Raw genomic sequence first — 16,233 nt, 5'->3', positions numbered from 1 at the left:
CGAATGGGGGGCAGTTCATTTAGGATGATCCCGTTTCTTTGTGTTTTTTCGCCTTAGCTTCCTCTATGTCCATCTTCAGCTGATGTGTAAGCTGTTTTACATAATCGAGTGAAACTTCATAGCCTTCTGCGATTTTTTCTGCCGGCATCCCATCAAGGATACGGGAGATCACAATGTTCTGAGTGGCTTGTTTTCTCGACTCTGCAATCATTTCCTCAATAGAGGGGCAATGTTTATTATGCATCCAATTCAAGTAATCCAAGCGTTCAGCTTCTATCCGCGATAGAAGCCTGACTGCATAGAAATTGTCATCTACCTCGAAGCGAACTTCCTCTCCGGGTTTGACTTCAAGTTTTTCCAGAACCGCATCTGGGAGTTTTACAGTTCCATCTTCACCGACTACAATATTAAATTTCTTTTCCATCGCACACTCCTAAAATCACGCAAAGTTCCTTGCATCCAGTGCCTTTACTCCCGTAAGAATACCATAAGCCCCTTCCTTTTACAAGACAATGCGCATTTCCATTCGCACTGTTACATAGACCAGAGTTTTCTCGCAGAAAGCTCTGGTCTTTTTCTATTGAAAACATTTGTCCATCACACCAGCTACGGCTGTATGGTCTGGTTCACGAATGCTAAACAAGCAAATATCCGTAGGGAAACGTACACTTCCCAGCTAATGAAAGGTGGGCATTTTACAATGAACCTTCCACTTTTCATTAGCTCTGCTAATTTTCTGCTAATGAAAAGCCTTTTACTCGTTTTATTTCGGGGTTTGTGTTCTTTACTCAGATTGACAGCGCAACAAAAAATCAATTGATAAAACGTTACTTGTTTTACCTACTTTTGCCTAGGATTTATGGCTTCAGCCCCTACTCCTAAGCGGAAGGCCGTGTGTTCGAATCACATCGGGGACGCCAGTGCAAAAACCAAGCCCGGAAGGTTTACGAACCCTCCGGGCTTGGTTTTTTCTCTATTGAAAGTGAAAGCGCCAACGCAGCGCTCACACCAGCTTTGCCCCGGCGTGGGGCAGGCTTTCTGCGCCAAGGCTTTGCAGCTTTTGGGGCAGGGCGGCAAGGTCGCCGCCGGTATAATACCAGCCCGCAGCCAGTGCTGCCAGTGCCAGCAGCAAAAGCACCACCAGTGCCTTGCCCAGCCTGCGGCGCTTCGGGCGCGGCGATGCAGACTGTTCCGCCGTGAGGGAGGCAGGGGTCAGGGCTGCATCCGGCACGGCTCTGCCATAGGGCTGCCAGTTTGTGCCCCCAGCCTGCGGCAGACCACAGGCGGCACGGCGCAGCATATCCAGCAGCCATAGCCCGGGGTTCTCGTCCGACGCAAGGCACCGCAGCCAGCAGCCCTTTTTACCGCCCACCAGCAGCAGACGGCTTTGGGGCAGTTCCACACAGCCCACCGTCAGCGCGGCACCGGTCAGCTTCTGCATGACCTGCACCCGCGCCAGTATGCGGGCAGGCTCTGCCTGCGGTGCCTTGCGCAGCTTGCGGCTGAGCCGGGCGGTGAGCGCGGTATTGGCGTAGCTCATAGCGCCAAAATCGAATACCTTTTCCGCGCCGGGAAGGTTTTCCAGCCGGGTCTCCAGCAGCGCCCCGGCGGCGGTATCACTGCACACCAGCAGCTTGCGGTGCTGTTCCAGCGCCTGCACTGCGGCAGCGGCAAGAGTCTGCTCCCCTTCCCCGTACAGCGCCGGGGCAAGGCTTGTCCGCAGCAGTTGTACTGCCCGGTGCAGTTGCTGCGGGGTGCTGCTTTGCAGCGCCACCAGCGTTTCCGCACCCCGGCTGCGGCAGTGCACCGTGCCCTGCCAAGCGTCCGGCAGGGCTTCCACAACCTTTTGCACGGTCTGCTCCGGCGCACCGAACAGCCGCAGCACGCAGCCCGCCGGGCACTTTTCTTCTTTTGTCATGACGCATCCCCCCTGCGGCCGCAGGGGCCGCCCTTACTCTTCCCGCAGGGTCTCGTCCAAGGCGGTCAGGGCGGCGGGGTCATGCTGTGCGCTTTCGGCCAGCACCTGCGTACCGGCAGGGGTCTTGCCCTGTGCCAGCCGCAGCGCCATTTCCAGCGCAGTCTGTGCGGCGCGGGCGCGGATGAGCGCACGGTCCGGACGGGAGACGAACAGCTTTTTCACATACACCCTGTCTCCCCGGGCAGCGCCCAGATACACCGTGCCCACAGGCCGGACGGCATCGCCGCCGCCGGGGCCTGCCAGACCGGTAACGCTGACCGCGATATCCGCACCGGCGGCCTTTGCCGCGCCCAGCGCCATCTGCGCCGCCACGGGAGCCGACACCACATTATATTGCGCAATGACCGCCGGGTCCACCCCGACAAGCTTCGCCTTGGCCTGCTCCCAGTAGGTCACAAAGCCGTAGCCGAACACCTCGCTTGCGCCGGACACACTGGTCAGGCGCTGCGCGATCATGCCGCCGGTGCAGCTTTCGGCGGTGGCAATGGTCAGGCCGTTGGCCCGCAGCGTATGCACCACCGTCTCTTCCAACCCGGCGACATCCTCATCATACACCGCATCGCCCAGCAGATCATAGAACTTTTTGGCGTAGGCGCGGCACATGGTCTGTGCCTCGGCGTCATTCTGCGCCCGGGCGGTGATGCGGATCTCGCATTCGCCGGTCTTGCAGTAGATGGCGGCGGTGGGGTTCGGGTTTTCCAGCAGCGCACGCACCCGGTACTCCAGATTGCTCTCGCCGCCCAGCACCCGCAGCGTCAGGCTGTGCAGGGCGCAGCTCTGCCGCGCCAGCAGCAGTGGGCGTACGCTTTCCTCCCACATGGCCTTCATCTCATGGGGCACGCCGGGCATCAGCACGGCACAGCGGCCGTCCTGCTCGAACCATGCGCCCGGCGCGGTGCCGTGGTGGTTGACCACCTTATGCCCGTGCACCGGCACCATGGCCTGCTTGCGGTTGTTGGGGGTGGTCTCGCGCCCGGTGCGGGTAAAGAAGTCCACGATCTTCTGCCACTCCTCCGGGTCAAAGGTAAGGGTATCGCCAAAGCAGGCGGCCACCGTCTCCTTGGTCAGGTCGTCTGCCGTGGGGCCCAGCCCGCCGGTGAACACCAGCAGGTCGCACCGCTGCTTTGCCTCGTTGACAAAATCCGCCAGACGGTCCTGGTTATCGCCGATGGTGCTCTGCCGCCGGACGGTGATGCCCAGCGCGGCCAGCTCCCGGCTAAGGTACTGGGCATTGGTGTTAAGAATGTTGCCGAGCAGCAGCTCGGTACCCACACTGATGATCTCTGCTGTCATGGACAAATCAACCCTCGAATTCTACCTGATCGGTGATGCGCACCCGGATGCGCTCGGTCTGCTCTGCGGCTTCGGCTTCCAACGCGGCAAGGCCGGGCATGGCAGCTTCGGCGGCAAGGATCTCCTCCAGCTCGGGGCGGATCTTCGGGTGCGGCGGGGTGAAGATGGTGCAGCAGTCCTCATAGGGCAGAATGCTGGTCTCAAAGGTATTGATATGGCGGGAGGTCTCAATGATCTCGGTCTTGTCCATACCGATGAGCGGGCGCAGGATGGGCAGGTCCTGTGCAGCATCGGTGCACTGCAGCGCCTTGACGGTCTGGCTTGCCACCTGTGCCAGACTTTCGCCGGTGACCAGCGCTTCACAGCCCTGCTTTTTGGCAATCACGTTTGCAATGCGCATCATGCTGCGGCGCATCAGCACCGTGAACAGCACATCCGGAGCATTATCCCGAATGTATTCCTGGGGTTTTGTGTAGGGCACTACAAACAGGTTGGCGCTGCCGGTATACACGGTGATGAGCTGTGCCAGAGCCTTTACTTTTAGTTTTGCACGCTCAGAAGTATACGGAGGGGACGCGAAATGGATGTGATCCAGTGCCAGACCGCGCTTTGCCATGCGATAAGCTGCCACCGGGCTGTCGATGCCGCCAGAGAGCATATTCAGGGCACGGCCGCTGGTGCCCACGGGCAGACCGCCCTCACCCGGTATTTTTGGGCCGTGAATATACGCACCGTAATCTCGAATCTCCACAATGACCTTGAACTGCGGGTTATGCACATCCACCTTCAGGTAGTTGTGCTTGCCCAGCAGATAAGCGCCCAGCTCCCGCATCAGCTCCGGGCTGGTCATGGGGTAGGTCTTGTCGGCGCGGCGGGCTTCCACCTTGAAGGTACGGATGCCGTGCAGCGCGCTGCCCAGATAGTCCTCGGCGGTCTGGCAGATGGTATCGAAATCCTTTTCGCACACCACGGCGCGGCTGAGCGCGGCAAGGCCGAACACCTTGCTGACCCGCTCAAAGGCAAGATCCATATCCACGTCCTCTTCCTCAGGTTCCATATAAAAAGTGGACTGGGTGCAGTACACCTTGAACTTGCCCACCGTCTTAAGACGGTAGCGCAGAATCTTCATCATGGCTGCTTCGAACTGGTTGCGATTGAGGCCTTTCAGGGACATTTCGCCCTGATAGCCCATAATAATTTCCTTCATAAATGTTGCATCTCCTGATGTGGGATTTATAATGGCCTCCGCTTTCGCTCTGGCCATATTCAGCGGAAAAATTGTTTTACTCTATGAATGGAAAATGACTGCGGTCATTTTCCATTCACCCTTTCACGCATTAGGGTCGCGCAGGCAAACTGCATCTTCCCATAGAACGGCTGACAGCTTTCTCTTCGGACACGAATCGGGCCATTCCATCGCCCGCCCTATTGCCCTGCGGGCAACAGGGTCCCACCCCAGCGGACGGTCCTCAGAGAAACTGTCAGCCGTTCTGCGGCTTCTGTTTTTACTTTCTGATCTTCTGCAAGTGCTTCATGCCGTCCTCGAAGCGGTTGAGGAAAGCATCCACATCCTCCGGGGTGTTATCGGCACAGAAGGACACCCGGATGGCAGTGTCGATGGCAAGCGGGTCGCGCCCCATGGCTGCCAGCGTGTGGCTGGGCTGACCGCGCCCGCAGGCACTGGCCGAGGAAACGTAGATCTGCTCCTCGGCCAGAAAAGCCAGCATCGTCTCGCTCTTGATGCACATCTCGCTGAAGTTCAGCACCTCGGGCACAGCGTTCTCCGGGCTGTTGATGACCACCTCCGGGAAGGCTTTCAGCCCCTCCCGCAGCTGCCGGTTCAGCGCACGCATGGCGGTGTCCCGGCTCTTCATAGTCTTTGCCAGACGGGTGGCCGCTGCGGCCAGACCCATAGCATAGGGCAGGTTTTCGGTGCCGGGGCGCATCTGCCGCTCCTGCTCGCCGCCCAGATAGGGCGGCTGGAAGGCCTGCACCAGCCGGTCGGAAAGGTAGAGCGCACCAATGCCCTTAGGGGCATGGATCTTGTGGCCGCTCACCGAGAGCGTATCGATGTTGTCCAACTTGATGGGCACACGCATCCACGCCTGCACCGCGTCCACATGGACGATGGTGCGGCTGTTGCGGCGCTTCACCTCGGCGGCAAGGCGCTCCACATCGTTGCGGGTGCCGATCTCGTTGTTCACCATCATGCAGGCTACAAGGATGGTGTTTTTGTCCACCCGCTCCAGCATGGCGGCAATGTCCAGCGTGCCGTCTGCCCGGGGGGCTACCACGGTAACATCATAGCCCTGCTTTGCCAGCCGCTCCAGCGGCCGCTGCACACTGGGGTGCTCGAAGCCGGACACCACGATGCCCTTGCCGAAGGTGCGGGTCTGCACCGCACCCAGCAGCGCCAGATTGTTGCTCTCGCTGCCGCAGGAGGTAAAGTACAGCTCCCGGCTTTTGCAGCCCAGCGTGCGCGCTACGGCGGCGCGGGCGGCGTTCAAAGCCTCTTCACTGCGCGCGCCCGGGCCGTACAGGCTGGAAGGGTTTGCCCAGTGCTCCCGCATGGCCTTGTTTATGACGTCCGCCACCTCCGGCGCTACGATGGTGGTGGCCGCGTTGTCCAGATAATGTAACTGAGGGTTTTGCAGCATAAACGATTTCCTGCTTTCTGTCGTTGTTTTCATAATAACCCAGAATAAGTATAGCACAAACCCTTGGATAACGCAAAAAATTTTATGCATTTATGGGTGATTTTTGTAACTGTACCTCCTTGACAAACACCCCGGTGGTGTGCTATCTTTACAGCATAGACCGCATCCCTGCTGACGGAACCTTGTGGAGCACCACAGTGCAGGGGTGCATGGGATGTCAATGCCGACCGTCTGGGCAGCCTTGCGCAATTGCTGCGCAAAGCTGTCCTTTTTTGCTATCAAGGAGGATGTCTGTATGAAGACCGATATCGAGATCGCGCAGGAAGCCAAAATGAAGCCTATTACCCAGATCGCAGCTCAGCTGGGTCTGGAGGACGAAAGTGTGATCCCCTATGGCCGCTACAAGGCCAAGATCGACCACCGGCTGATCCACAACGCCAAAAAGCAGGGCAAGCTGATCCTTGTCACCGCCATCAGCCCCACCCCCGCCGGTGAAGGCAAGACCACCACCAGCGTGGGTCTGGCTGACGCCATGAACGCGCTGGGCAAAAAGACCATGCTCTGCCTGCGCGAGCCCAGCCTTGGCCCCGTGTTCGGCGTGAAGGGCGGCGCTGCCGGCGGCGGTTACGCACAGGTGGTGCCCATGGAGGATATCAACCTGCACTTTACCGGCGACCTGCACGCCATTGGCACCGCCAACAACCTGCTGGCTGCCATGATCGACAACAGCATCCAGCAGGGCAACCCGCTGAACATCGACCCCCGCCGCATCACATGGAAGCGCTGCATGGACATGAACGACCGGCAGCTGCGGTTTATCGTGGACGGTCTGGGCGGCAAGGTGAACGGCACCCCCCGTGAGGACGGCTTTGATATCACGGTCGCCAGCGAGGTCATGGCCATCTTCTGCCTTGCCACCAGCATCTCCGACCTGAAAGAGCGGCTGTCCCGCATCGTATGCGCCTATACCTACGACGGCAAGCCGGTGACTGCCGGTGAGATCGGCGCAGCCGGTGCCATGACCGCCCTGCTGAAGGACGCACTGGATCCGAACCTTGTGCAGACGCTGGAAAATAACCCCGCCATCATCCACGGCGGCCCCTTTGCCAACATTGCCCACGGCTGCAACAGCGTGCTGGCCACCAAGCTCAGCCTTTCGCTGGCAGACTACACCATCACCGAAGCCGGTTTCGGTGCCGATCTGGGCGCGGAGAAGTTCCTGGATATCAAGTGCCGCTATGCCGGTATTGCCCCCTCTGCCTGTGTGCTGGTGGCTACCGTGCGCGCCCTCAAGAGCCACGGCGGCGTAGCCAAGGCAGACCTGAACCAGCCCAACCTCGAAGCTGTCAAGGCCGGTGCTTCCAACCTGATCCGTCACATCGACAACCTGAAGAACGGCTTCGGTCTGCCGGTGGTGGTGGCTATCAATGCCTTCCCCACCGACACCGCCGAGGAGCAGGCTTATGTGGAGCAGGTCTGCGCCGAGCAGGGCGTGCCCTGCGTGCTGAGCGAGGTGTTCGCCAAGGGCGGCGAGGGCGGCAAGGCACTGGCTGAAAAGGTACTGGAGATTCTGGAGGATCGTCCCATCCAGTACACCTACCCGCTGGAGATGCCCCTGAAGGACAAGATCAACGCCATTGCCACCAAGATCTACCGCGCCGATGGCGTAAACTACAGCGCCGCCGCCAGCAAGACGCTGGCCGAGCTGACCGAGATGGGCTACGGCGACCTGCCCGTCTGCATTGCCAAGACCCAGTACAGTTTCAGCGACAACGCCAAGCTGACCGGTGCACCCACCGGCTTTACCATGGAGGTGCGCGAGGTGCGTCTGGCCGCCGGTGCAGGCTTCGTGGTCGTCATCTGCGGCAACATCATGACCATGCCCGGCCTGCCCAAAAAGCCCGCCGCCGTGAACATCGACGTGGACGCCGATGGCAAAATCACCGGCCTGTTCTGAGCTGACACTCCCAGTCTTTTAGACAGCAAAACGATTTTAATGGTCTCCGCTTCGCTCTGACCATTATTCAAGGAATTTTAATTTTTATGATTGTGGTTCAGAAACGTCTGCGGACGTTTCTGAACCACTTTTTTCACAGGAAAAGCCGCCACCGGAAACAGCCCCTTCTGTGAAAATGCGTTTGTCGCGCCCCGCAGGGCGCGACAAACGCGAAATATAAAATATTTTTTCCGCTGAAGATGCCCAAAGCAACGCGGAGGGCATTCCAAATCGTCCCACATAGCAAGAAAGGCTGCTGCACAGATTCCGTGCAGCAGCCTTTTGTTTTTTCACTCCATGGTGTGGCTGCAAAGGTAGTCCACCCATGCGGCGTAGCCCTCCGGCTTGATGTGGTAGCCGTCCGGCTGGGCGTAGCTTTCGATCAGGTCGCCGTTTTCGTCTGCCAGCACCTCCCACAGGTTGAGGAAATAGCAGTCCTTTTCCAGCGCAATGGCGGCCAGCTCGTTGTTGATGCGGCACAGGCGGTCGCGGTTCAGCCCTGCGTGGTTTTCCTGTGCGCTCACCTCCGGCCTTACCGGCGTGATGGACTGCACATAAATTTTTGCATCCGGCAGCGCCTGACTGATCATGTCCAGCATCAGGCGGTAGTAGGTCAGAAAGCTGGTGTAATCGGTATCCCGTCCCAGCACATTGCTGCCCAGCAGCACATAGACGGCCTTGGGCTGCTGGGCGGTCAAAGCGTCCAACGGGATCTCTGTCACGCCGTCCGCCCGCTTACAGCTGGTGCCGTTGACAAAGGCGTTGGGGCCTACCCCCTTATAAGCGCAGAACTGCGCCCCGGGCAGGCCGGTATCGTAGATCTGCAAGCCCTGCGTCAGGCTGTCGCCCACAAAACTGACCTGCGCAAACCAGCTTTTTTCCACCGGAGCGCTGGCCGGCAGCGCCGCCATACGGAAATCCAGCGCGGTCTCGGTGCTGTCCTCCAGCGTCTGCACCCGGAGCTGCCGCGCCAGCGGGTAGTTGACCGTGTTCCATGTATTATCCGTAGTCACCTGCCGCAGAATGGTGTTCTGGCTCAGGGCGGTATCCACGCGCTCCCGGTGCAGCACCTTCCACAGAATGCCGATGGCGCTCAGCAGCGCCACCAGCGCCAGAAGGGCGACGATGATAAATACCCTGCGCCAGCGCCGGTGCAGGATGCGCCGCCGGTATTCCTGATAATCTGCCATTGTCGTTCCCTCACTTCCGGCCCGGAATGCGGGCTGTTCTATTTATAGTATAGCATAACTGCACCCAACAGCAAACCCCATTTGCCAAAAATGTGCTGCCGGTTTTGCACGGTACGGGGCTGTTTTGGTGCAAAACTGACAGAGCACTGCCGCAAACGCTTGCATCCCATAGGCAGAATGTGTTATACTAAGACGAATCAAACGACAGGGAGGCTTTCACGATGGCATATACACCGAAACTGACTTATAAAGGCAAGCCCCTCGTCCGCAAGGACAACGAGCTGTATTACGGCAGCATGACCGACCCCTATGTGCTGTATCTGCAGATCCTGACCACCACCCCGGTGGGCGAGCAGCAGGTAGCCGACAAGGTACACCTGATGCTGCTTTCTACCGATACCACCAAGGCACCGCAGGAGCGTGTAGCGCGCCAGACCACCAAGCACGGCTTGTACAACGCGCTGGATATTGGCGGCATCTGGCTGCAGAAGGCCAACGAGACCCGCTGAATCAAATTAAAATGAACAATGCCGGACAGTCTGCGGACTGCCCGGCATTGCGTTTTTTATAAGGAATTTTATTTTGTAGTTGCAATTTTGGAAAATCTGCGGATTTTCCAAAATTGCCTTTTCACGAGCGGGGTCGTAAAGGAAAACAGCATCAGCAGCAAAAAGTGCTATTTCCTGCATCCCATTTTCACAAGAAAAAGAGAGAAGCTTTTACTCCTCGGTCACCTCAAAGTCCAGCGGCTCGCCGCAGTTGGGGCACTTGGGTGCGCCGTCCAGCAGCTCGTCCTCTTCAAATACGGCGGTGCTGCCGCAGGCGGGGCAGGTCACCTCGTACTGCACAGGGGCGTCCTTGGCTTCGTTCTCCTCGCCTTCCAGTGCGACCTCAAAGGTCACACCGCAGTGGGCGCAGTTGGCTTCGCCTGCATCCAGATCATCCTCGCTGACGTAGACAGTCTCGCCGCAGGCGGGGCAGGCTACCTCGTAGAAGGGCTCGCTGGCGATGTCGTCATCTCCCGCATCCTCATCCTCGTCGGCTGCGTTGTCGTCCTCGTCCTCGGCATCCTCGTCCTCGTACAGGTCGGCTTCCAGATCCTCCAGCTCCTCGCTCAGATCGTTGATCTGGTCGTAGGCGTGGGTCAGATCCTCATCCATGGCGGCAATGGCATCGGCCATCTCGCCCAGCAGAGCGGCCATGGCCTTGATGATCTTACCCTCTTTGGTGCTCTCATCCACGCCCAGACCGTCCACTAAGCCCTGCAGGTAGGCTGCTTTCTTGTTCAGTTCCATCTGAAATGCCCTCCTTGTTTGTAATACAAAAACCGGGCAAACGGTTGCCCGCTGCCCGGTATGCGACAAATGATCAGACGCGCTCCATATACTCGCCGGTGCGGGTATCGATGCGGATGTGATCGCCCTCGTTGATGAACAGGGGCACACGGATCTCGGCGCCAGTCTCAACGGTAGCGGGCTTCAGGGTGTTGGTAGCAGTGTTGCCCTTGACACCCGGCTCGGTCTGGGTGACTTCCAGCTCGATGAAGTTGGGGATCTCGACGCTGAACACCTTGCCCTTGTAGCTCAGCAGCTTGCACAGCTCGTTCTCCTTGCAGAACTTGAAGTTATCGGGCACGTCGGCTGCGTTGACGGGGATGTCATCGTAGGTCTCGTTGTCCATGAAGTGGTACAGATCGCCGTCCTCGTAGCTGTAAGTCACATCCTTACGCTCGATGAAAGCCTGCGGGAACTTAGCGGTGGGGTTGTAGCTGGTCTCGACCACAGAACCGGTGATGACGTTCTTGGTCTTGGTGCGGACAAAGGCAGCGCCCTTGCCGGGCTTGACGTGCTGGAACTCAACGACCTGAAGAACCTGGCCGTCCTGCTCAAAGGTCACGCCATTGCGAAACTCGCCTGCAGAAATCATAGGAATTCCTCCATAAATTTAATCTCAGATGCTTAACGCATATCTCTATTTATTTTACCCAATCTGTCCCTGTTTGGCAAGGGGTTTGGGCAAAAAAGACGATAAAAACACAAAATCTTTTACGCATTCCGCGCTGCGCGGTACATTTGCTGCATCGTCTGCGCGTCCTCGGCCTGTGTGCCCGCGCTCTCACAGATGACCACCGGCGTCAGCTGACGCTCTGCCAGCAGCTCCATCAGGGGCTGGGGCTCCGGGCCGAACTGAGTATCGGCAAAGGTCCAATGGCGCTTTTCGCCGCCCGCCGAGTACTCGATGCGGGAAAAGTGCACATGGAACTGCCGGGCACGGTCATCGCCCAGCACCTCAGCCATGCGGTCCAGAATGGCGGCATAGTCCGCCTTGGTCTGAATACCGCCCAGCGTGCGGGCGTTCAGGTGGCCGAAGTCGATGCAGGGGGTGATGCGGCTGTCCACGCCGCACAGCGCCAGCACCTCGTCCAGCGTGCCCAGCTGCCCTACCTTGCCCATGGTCTCCGGGCACAGGGTCATATCCTCAAAGCCAGCCTCGTCCAGCGCAGCCACGGCGCGGCGCATGGTATCCAGCGCCTTTTCCAGCGCAGCTTCCCGGCTCTGTTTGCCGCAGCTGCCGGAGTGGAAGATGATGCGTCTGCCGCCCAGCGCCCGGCACACCGCCGCGCTGTGCAGCAGGTACTGGATGCTGTTCAGCCGCTTGTCCTCCTCCAAACTGGACATACTGATATAATAAGGTGCATGGACGCTGAACAGGATATCCCGCTGGGCGGCAAGGGCAGCCATGCGGGCGGCCTTGTCCAGCCCCAGACGCACCCCGCGCCCGCACTGGTACTCAAAGGCATTCAGTCCCATTTTGGCGGTGTACTCCGGCACATCCAGACTGCTTTTGTAGCCTTGGGCGGCAAAGCTGTCGCTGGTGCCTGCGGTGCCGAACCGGATGTTCCAAGCTTCACTCATAGGGTCTTACCTCCCCGGTCGTAGTACTTTTGCCAGTGCTTTTTTTCCCACTTGCGTTTCAGGATGACCTGTGCGCCCAAGTCCGGCCCGCGGGGGATGACCATCAGCCCGGGAATGCCGTACAGCGCCGCCACCATGCGGTCGGCGTAGAGCTGGTCGCCCACCATGGCCATCTGGCGGTGCTTCACGCCCATGCGGTGCTGTGCTACCATCAGCGCAAAAGGCAGGGGCTTGGCGGCGCGGTACAGGTAGGCAAGGCCCAGCTTTTCCGCAAAGGGGCGCACCCGCTTTTCCGCACCGTTGGAGACGATGGTCAGCTTTACCTCGGCCTTGCGCATGGCGGCAAGCCACGCGGCCACCTCCTCCGGCAGCTCCTGACTGCGGTCTGCGGTCAGGGTGTTGTCGATATCCAGCACCAGAGCCGTGATGCCCTTGGCGGCAAGCCATTCCGGCGTGATATGGGTAACGTCCTTAAAAACATATTCGGGGGTAATGAGCATAAATAGACCCTCTCAGTCTGCCCTGCGCAAAGCAGCTTTAAAATGAAAATAGGGGAACCTGTATAACAGGCTCCCCTACATCGGCGTTAGCAACGCGTTTAAAATCTAAAGCAACGTGCGATTCCAAGCAATCAATTACTTGAACTTGCGCTTGCGGGCTGCTTCGGACTTCTTCTTGCGCTTAACAGACGGCTTCTCGTAAGCCTCGCGCTTACGAACCTCTGCGAGCACACCGCTGCGAGCAGTGCTGCGCTTGAAGCGACGCAGTGCGCTTTCCAGCGACTCGCCCTCTTTAACACGAATTTCCGACATCTTATTCCCTCCCTTGGACCGTGAGGCAGGAATTTCGTTGTTACATGGTAACTAACAGTAGACAGTATAGCGCATTTTATCCGGTTCGTCAACCTTTTTTTGAAAGTTTTTGCTCAAAACTTTTGAAAGATTTTTGAACAGACGCTCCCGGGTGTTTCCTGCGCTAAATCCGCCTCTGCGGGTGATGATATGTTCGCGCTTATTCAGCGGAGCAGCAGTTCTCAGCCCTTGGCAGCCAGATTGACCAGACGGCCCTTGACGTAGATTTCCTTGACCAGCTGCTTGCCTTCCAGCGCGGCAGCCACAGCGGGGTCTGCCTTGGCGGTGGCAATGGCGTCCTCGGCGGTGATGTCTGCGGGCACCTTCAGGCGTGCCTTCACCTTGCCGTTCACCTGCACGGCGATCTCCACAGCAGCTTCCACGCACTTGGCTTCCTCGTAGGCAGGCCACGGATAGTAGGCCAGCTGCTCATCGTGGCTGTGACCCAGCTTCTCCCACAGCTCCTCGGTCATGTGGGGAGCGAAGGGGTTCAGCAGCTGCACCAGCGTCTCAAACTCGGCCTTGGTGGCGCCGCCATTGTCGTACAGAGCGTTGACCAGCGTCATCAGCTGGGCAATGGCGGTGTTCATCTTCAGACCCTCGATATCTGCGCTGACCTTCTTGATGGTCTGGTGCATCAGGGTCTCCATGGCGGGGCGGTAGCCCTCGCCCTCCACCAGCTTGTCGCTCAGTGCCCACACGCGGTCAAGGAAGCGGTTGCAGCCCGCAATGGCAGAGGTCTGCCACGGTGCAGCCTGCTCAAAGTCGCCCATGAACATCTCGTACAGACGCATGGTGTCGGCACCGTACTGGTCCACCACCTCGTCGGGGTTGATGACGTTGCCAAGGCTCTTGGACATCTTCACGATGGGATGGCGCGCCATCTCGCCGTACTTCTCTTCCAGTGCCTTCTCGGCGGCCTTCTGGCTGCCGTACTCCTTGAGCAGCTTCTCCTGCTCCTCAGCGGGCAGGTTGACGAAGCTGTGGGGGTTCAGGCCAAGGATCATGCCGTGGGCGGTACGCTTCTGGTAGGGCTCTGCCGTGGGCACCACGCCGATATCGTACAGGAACTTATGCCAGAAGCGGCTGTACAGCAGATGCAGGGTGGTGTGCTCCATGCCGCCGTTGTACCAGTCCACCGGAGACCAGTATTCCAGCGCTTCCTTGGAGGCCAGAGCATCCTTGCAGTGGGGGTCCATATAGCGCAGGAAGTACCAGGAGGAACCGGCCCACTGGGGCATGGTGTCGGTCTCGCGGGTAGCGGGGCCGCCGCAGCAGGGGCAGGTGGTCTTGACCCAGTCCTTATGGCGTGCCAGCGGGGACTCGCCGTCCGGGCCCGGCTCAAAGTCGGTGATGTCCGGCAGAGTCAGCGGCAGGCTGCTCTCGGGCAGGGGCTGCCAGCCGCACTTGTCGCAGTGCACCATGGGGATGGGCTCGCCCCAGTAACGCTGACGGCTGAACACCCAGTCGCGCAGCTTATAGTTGACCTTATCGCGGCCCTTGCCGTTCTCCTCCAGCCAGGTGATCATCTTCTTTTTGGCATCGACCACGGACAGGCCGTTCAGGAAGCCGGAGTTGACCAGCGTACCGGTAGCCACATCGGTAAAGGCAGCCTCGTCCAGATTGGACGGGGTACTGCCCTTGACCACCTCGATGATGGGCAGGCCGAACTTCTTGGCGAATTCCCAGTCGCGGGTATCGTGGGCGGGCACAGCCATGATGGCACCGGTGCCGTAGGTGGACAGAACGTAGTCGGAGATGAAGATGGGGATTTCGGTCTCGTTGACCGGGTTGATGCCCATCACACCGTCCAGCTGCACGCCGGTCTTTTCCTTGTTCAGCTCGCTGCGCTCAAAGTCGCTCTTGCGGGCAGCTTCGGCCTGATAAGCCTTGACGGCATCGGCGTTCTTGATAATGCCCTTTTCCAGCCATGCCTTGAGCAGAGCGTGCTCCGGGGAGATGACCATGTAGGTAGCGCCGAACAGGGTATCGCAGCGGGTGGTGTACACGGTCAGGGTGTCCCCGGCGGTGGTGCCGAAGTTCACTTCTGCGCCGTGGCTGCGGCCGATCCAGTTCTTCTGCTGGGTGGACACGCGCTCGATGTAATCCAAACCGTCCAGACCGTCGATCAGCTTATCGGCATAAGCGGTGATCTTGAGCATCCACTGGCTCTTGACGCGGTGCACCACCTCGCTGCCGCAGCGCTCGCACACGCCGTTGACAACTTCCTCGTTGGCCAGCACGCACTTGCAGCCGGTGCACCAGTTGACGTTCATTTCCTTCTTGTAAGCCAGACCGTGCTTGTACAGCTGCAGGAAGATCCACTGGGTCCACTTGTAGTACTCGGGGTCGGTGGTGTTGATCTCGCGATCCCAGTCAAAAGAGAAGCCCAGCGCCTTGAGCTGGCTGCGGAAATGGTCCACATTGCTCTTGGTGACGATGGCGGGGTGGATGTGGTTCTTCATGGCGAAGTTCTCGGTGGGCAGACCGAAGGCATCCCAGCCCATGGGGTACAGCACATTGTAGCCGTTTTTACGGCGCTTACGGCTTACCACGTCCAGCGCGGTGTAGCTGCGGGGATGGCCGACGTGCAGGCCCGCACCCGAAGGATACGGGAACTCCACAAGGGCATAGAACTTGGGTTTTTTGTGGTCGATCTCGACATGGAAGGTCTTTTCGTCCTCCCACACCTTCTGCCACTTGGCTTCAACAGCCTTGTAATCATACTTCATGTTTGTAATCAGCTCCAGACTTTAACCAAAATACCGTTGCTTGGGGGCGTATGCTTTCAAGGTACTTCCGGTATAAACCCTCTCAGTCAGGGCATTCGCCCTGCCAGCTCCCCCGAGGGGGGAGCTTTTCTGCCAACTTTCCCTATTGCGCCGCAATAACGGAGCGGGTTCTGCCAGAAGCAAACCTTTTTGCCTTAATTATTCAATGCTGCTATCCGGGGTCAGGTACTCCGAGATGTCCACCGGCTCGCCGTCTGCCCACAGGTGTTCCAGATCATAGTAGGCACGGCTGTTGGGCACAAAGACGTGCACGATGACGTTGGAGTAATCCAGCAGCACCCAGTTCTTGGTGTCGTGACCCTCGGTGCTGTAGGGCTCCAGACCCTTCTGCGAAAGCTCGTACTCCACCTCGTCTGCCAGAGACGCCACCTGCGTGGTGGAGGTACCGGAGGCGATGACGAAATAATCGGTCAGGACGGTCAGGCTTTCCACCTTGAGCACCCGCACATCCTGTGCCTTCTTCTTGTCCAAAATCTTGGCGATCTCAATGGCAAGCGCCTTGCTGTCGTTGAAATTATCCATGTGTTTCTCCCTTCTGTCGGAACATCCCCGCACCCGGTG

At 58.8% G+C, this 16,233-nt stretch carries 15 protein-coding genes and 1 riboswitch; of the genes, 2 read left to right on the top strand and 13 right to left on the bottom strand.

The window, feature by feature from the left end:
• Positions 1–19 precede the first annotated feature (19 nt).
• From MTP43_RS03885 to MTP43_RS03865, 5 genes are all read right to left on the bottom strand, one after another.
• Entirely contained in the window at positions 20–424 is a 405-nt protein-coding gene (locus tag MTP43_RS03885) for an AbrB/MazE/SpoVT family DNA-binding domain-containing protein (RefSeq protein ID WP_015536742.1), read from the bottom strand.
• A gap of 579 nt (positions 425–1,003) precedes the next feature.
• Positions 1,004–1,918 carry a CinA family protein gene (locus MTP43_RS03880; protein ID WP_113621384.1) on the bottom strand — a complete coding sequence of 305 codons (915 nt, stop codon included), beginning with the start codon at positions 1,916–1,918 and terminating at the stop codon, positions 1,004–1,006.
• A 33-nt stretch (positions 1,919–1,951) separates the two neighbouring features.
• Positions 1,952–3,271, bottom strand: coding sequence for a competence/damage-inducible protein A (locus MTP43_RS03875; RefSeq protein WP_249235185.1), 1,320 nt, complete (start codon positions 3,269–3,271; stop codon positions 1,952–1,954).
• Positions 3,272–3,278: 7 nt separating this feature from the next.
• Positions 3,279–4,478, bottom strand: coding sequence for a tRNA uracil 4-sulfurtransferase ThiI (gene thiI, locus MTP43_RS03870; protein ID WP_015536741.1), 1,200 nt, complete (start codon positions 4,476–4,478; stop codon positions 3,279–3,281).
• A gap of 298 nt (positions 4,479–4,776) precedes the next feature.
• Positions 4,777–5,928: a cysteine desulfurase family protein gene (locus tag MTP43_RS03865; RefSeq protein ID WP_112090475.1), complete on the bottom strand. Its 1,152-nt coding sequence runs from the start codon at positions 5,926–5,928 to the stop codon at positions 4,777–4,779.
• 157 nt (positions 5,929–6,085) lie between these two features.
• Positions 6,086–6,172, top strand: a riboswitch (ZMP/ZTP riboswitch).
• A gap of 51 nt (positions 6,173–6,223) precedes the next feature.
• On the opposite strand from MTP43_RS03865, the gene MTP43_RS03860 reads away from it, so the two are divergent.
• Positions 6,224–7,885, top strand: a complete 1,662-nt coding sequence (locus MTP43_RS03860) for a formate--tetrahydrofolate ligase (RefSeq protein WP_181573049.1) — start codon at positions 6,224–6,226, stop codon at positions 7,883–7,885.
• 329 nt (positions 7,886–8,214) lie between these two features.
• Here the strand turns inward: MTP43_RS03860 and MTP43_RS03855 are convergent, their stop codons facing one another.
• A complete protein-coding gene (locus MTP43_RS03855) occupies positions 8,215–9,114 on the bottom strand; it encodes a GDSL-type esterase/lipase family protein (protein ID WP_249235099.1) in 900 nt (299 codons plus the stop codon).
• Positions 9,115–9,335: 221 nt separating this feature from the next.
• On the opposite strand from MTP43_RS03855, the gene MTP43_RS03850 reads away from it, so the two are divergent.
• Positions 9,336–9,623, top strand: a complete 288-nt coding sequence (locus MTP43_RS03850) for a hypothetical protein (protein ID WP_005928286.1) — start codon at positions 9,336–9,338, stop codon at positions 9,621–9,623.
• A gap of 210 nt (positions 9,624–9,833) precedes the next feature.
• Here MTP43_RS03850 and MTP43_RS03845 read toward each other — a convergent pair whose 3' ends face one another.
• The 7 genes from MTP43_RS03845 to rsfS all read right to left on the bottom strand — a co-directional run bounded on the left by MTP43_RS03845 (position 9,834) and on the right by rsfS (position 16,194).
• On the bottom strand, positions 9,834–10,409 hold the full coding sequence (locus tag MTP43_RS03845; RefSeq protein ID WP_249235098.1) for a CD1247 N-terminal domain-containing protein: 576 nt from the start codon (positions 10,407–10,409) through the stop codon (positions 9,834–9,836).
• 73 nt (positions 10,410–10,482) lie between these two features.
• Positions 10,483–11,040 carry an elongation factor P gene (efp, locus tag MTP43_RS03840; protein ID WP_005928281.1) on the bottom strand — a complete coding sequence of 186 codons (558 nt, stop codon included), beginning with the start codon at positions 11,038–11,040 and terminating at the stop codon, positions 10,483–10,485.
• A 119-nt stretch (positions 11,041–11,159) separates the two neighbouring features.
• Positions 11,160–12,029, bottom strand: a complete 870-nt coding sequence (locus tag MTP43_RS03835; protein WP_113621385.1) for a TIM barrel protein — start codon at positions 12,027–12,029, stop codon at positions 11,160–11,162.
• Positions 12,026–12,529 carry a YqeG family HAD IIIA-type phosphatase gene (locus MTP43_RS03830; protein ID WP_113621386.1) on the bottom strand — a complete coding sequence of 168 codons (504 nt, stop codon included), beginning with the start codon at positions 12,527–12,529 and terminating at the stop codon, positions 12,026–12,028. Before MTP43_RS03830 ends, MTP43_RS03835 begins: the two co-directional genes overlap by 4 nt.
• Before the next feature lie 135 nt (positions 12,530–12,664).
• Positions 12,665–12,841, bottom strand: coding sequence for a 30S ribosomal protein S21 (gene rpsU, locus MTP43_RS03825; protein WP_005928271.1), 177 nt, complete (start codon positions 12,839–12,841; stop codon positions 12,665–12,667).
• Positions 12,842–13,062: 221 nt separating this feature from the next.
• Entirely contained in the window at positions 13,063–15,612 is a 2,550-nt protein-coding gene (gene leuS / locus MTP43_RS03820; RefSeq protein ID WP_249235097.1) for a leucine--tRNA ligase, read from the bottom strand.
• Between the two features lie 198 nt (positions 15,613–15,810).
• The gene (rsfS, locus tag MTP43_RS03815; protein ID WP_015536738.1) at positions 15,811–16,194 is read right to left on the bottom strand and encodes a ribosome silencing factor; all 384 of its coding nucleotides are present in this window, start codon (positions 16,192–16,194) and stop codon (positions 15,811–15,813) included.
• Positions 16,195–16,233: the final 39 nt, after the last annotated feature.

This window comes from Faecalibacterium sp. IP-1-18 (assembly GCF_023347355.1).
GTDB classification, from domain to species: Bacteria; Bacillota; Clostridia; order Oscillospirales; family Ruminococcaceae; genus Faecalibacterium; species Faecalibacterium prausnitzii.
This window is presented reverse-complemented; position numbering and strand designations above follow the sequence as displayed.

Coding starts and splice junctions, on each gene's coding strand:
- MTP43_RS03885 (WP_015536742.1), bottom strand. CDS start 424: ATGGAAAAGAAATTTAATATTGTAGTCGGTGAAGATGGAACTGTAAAA.
- MTP43_RS03880 (WP_113621384.1), bottom strand. CDS start 1,918: ATGACAAAAGAAGAAAAGTGCCCGGCGGGCTGCGTGCTGCGGCTGTTC.
- MTP43_RS03875 (WP_249235185.1), bottom strand. CDS start 3,271: ATGACAGCAGAGATCATCAGTGTGGGTACCGAGCTGCTGCTCGGCAAC.
- thiI (WP_015536741.1), bottom strand. CDS start 4,478: ATGAAGGAAATTATTATGGGCTATCAGGGCGAAATGTCCCTGAAAGGC.
- MTP43_RS03865 (WP_112090475.1), bottom strand. CDS start 5,928: ATGCTGCAAAACCCTCAGTTACATTATCTGGACAACGCGGCCACCACC.
- MTP43_RS03860 (WP_181573049.1), top strand. CDS start 6,224: ATGAAGACCGATATCGAGATCGCGCAGGAAGCCAAAATGAAGCCTATT.
- MTP43_RS03855 (WP_249235099.1), bottom strand. CDS start 9,114: ATGGCAGATTATCAGGAATACCGGCGGCGCATCCTGCACCGGCGCTGG.
- MTP43_RS03850 (WP_005928286.1), top strand. CDS start 9,336: ATGGCATATACACCGAAACTGACTTATAAAGGCAAGCCCCTCGTCCGC.
- MTP43_RS03845 (WP_249235098.1), bottom strand. CDS start 10,409: ATGGAACTGAACAAGAAAGCAGCCTACCTGCAGGGCTTAGTGGACGGT.
- efp (WP_005928281.1), bottom strand. CDS start 11,040: ATGATTTCTGCAGGCGAGTTTCGCAATGGCGTGACCTTTGAGCAGGAC.
- MTP43_RS03835 (WP_113621385.1), bottom strand. CDS start 12,029: ATGAGTGAAGCTTGGAACATCCGGTTCGGCACCGCAGGCACCAGCGAC.
- MTP43_RS03830 (WP_113621386.1), bottom strand. CDS start 12,529: ATGCTCATTACCCCCGAATATGTTTTTAAGGACGTTACCCATATCACG.
- rpsU (WP_005928271.1), bottom strand. CDS start 12,841: ATGTCGGAAATTCGTGTTAAAGAGGGCGAGTCGCTGGAAAGCGCACTG.
- leuS (WP_249235097.1), bottom strand. CDS start 15,612: ATGAAGTATGATTACAAGGCTGTTGAAGCCAAGTGGCAGAAGGTGTGG.
- rsfS (WP_015536738.1), bottom strand. CDS start 16,194: ATGGATAATTTCAACGACAGCAAGGCGCTTGCCATTGAGATCGCCAAG.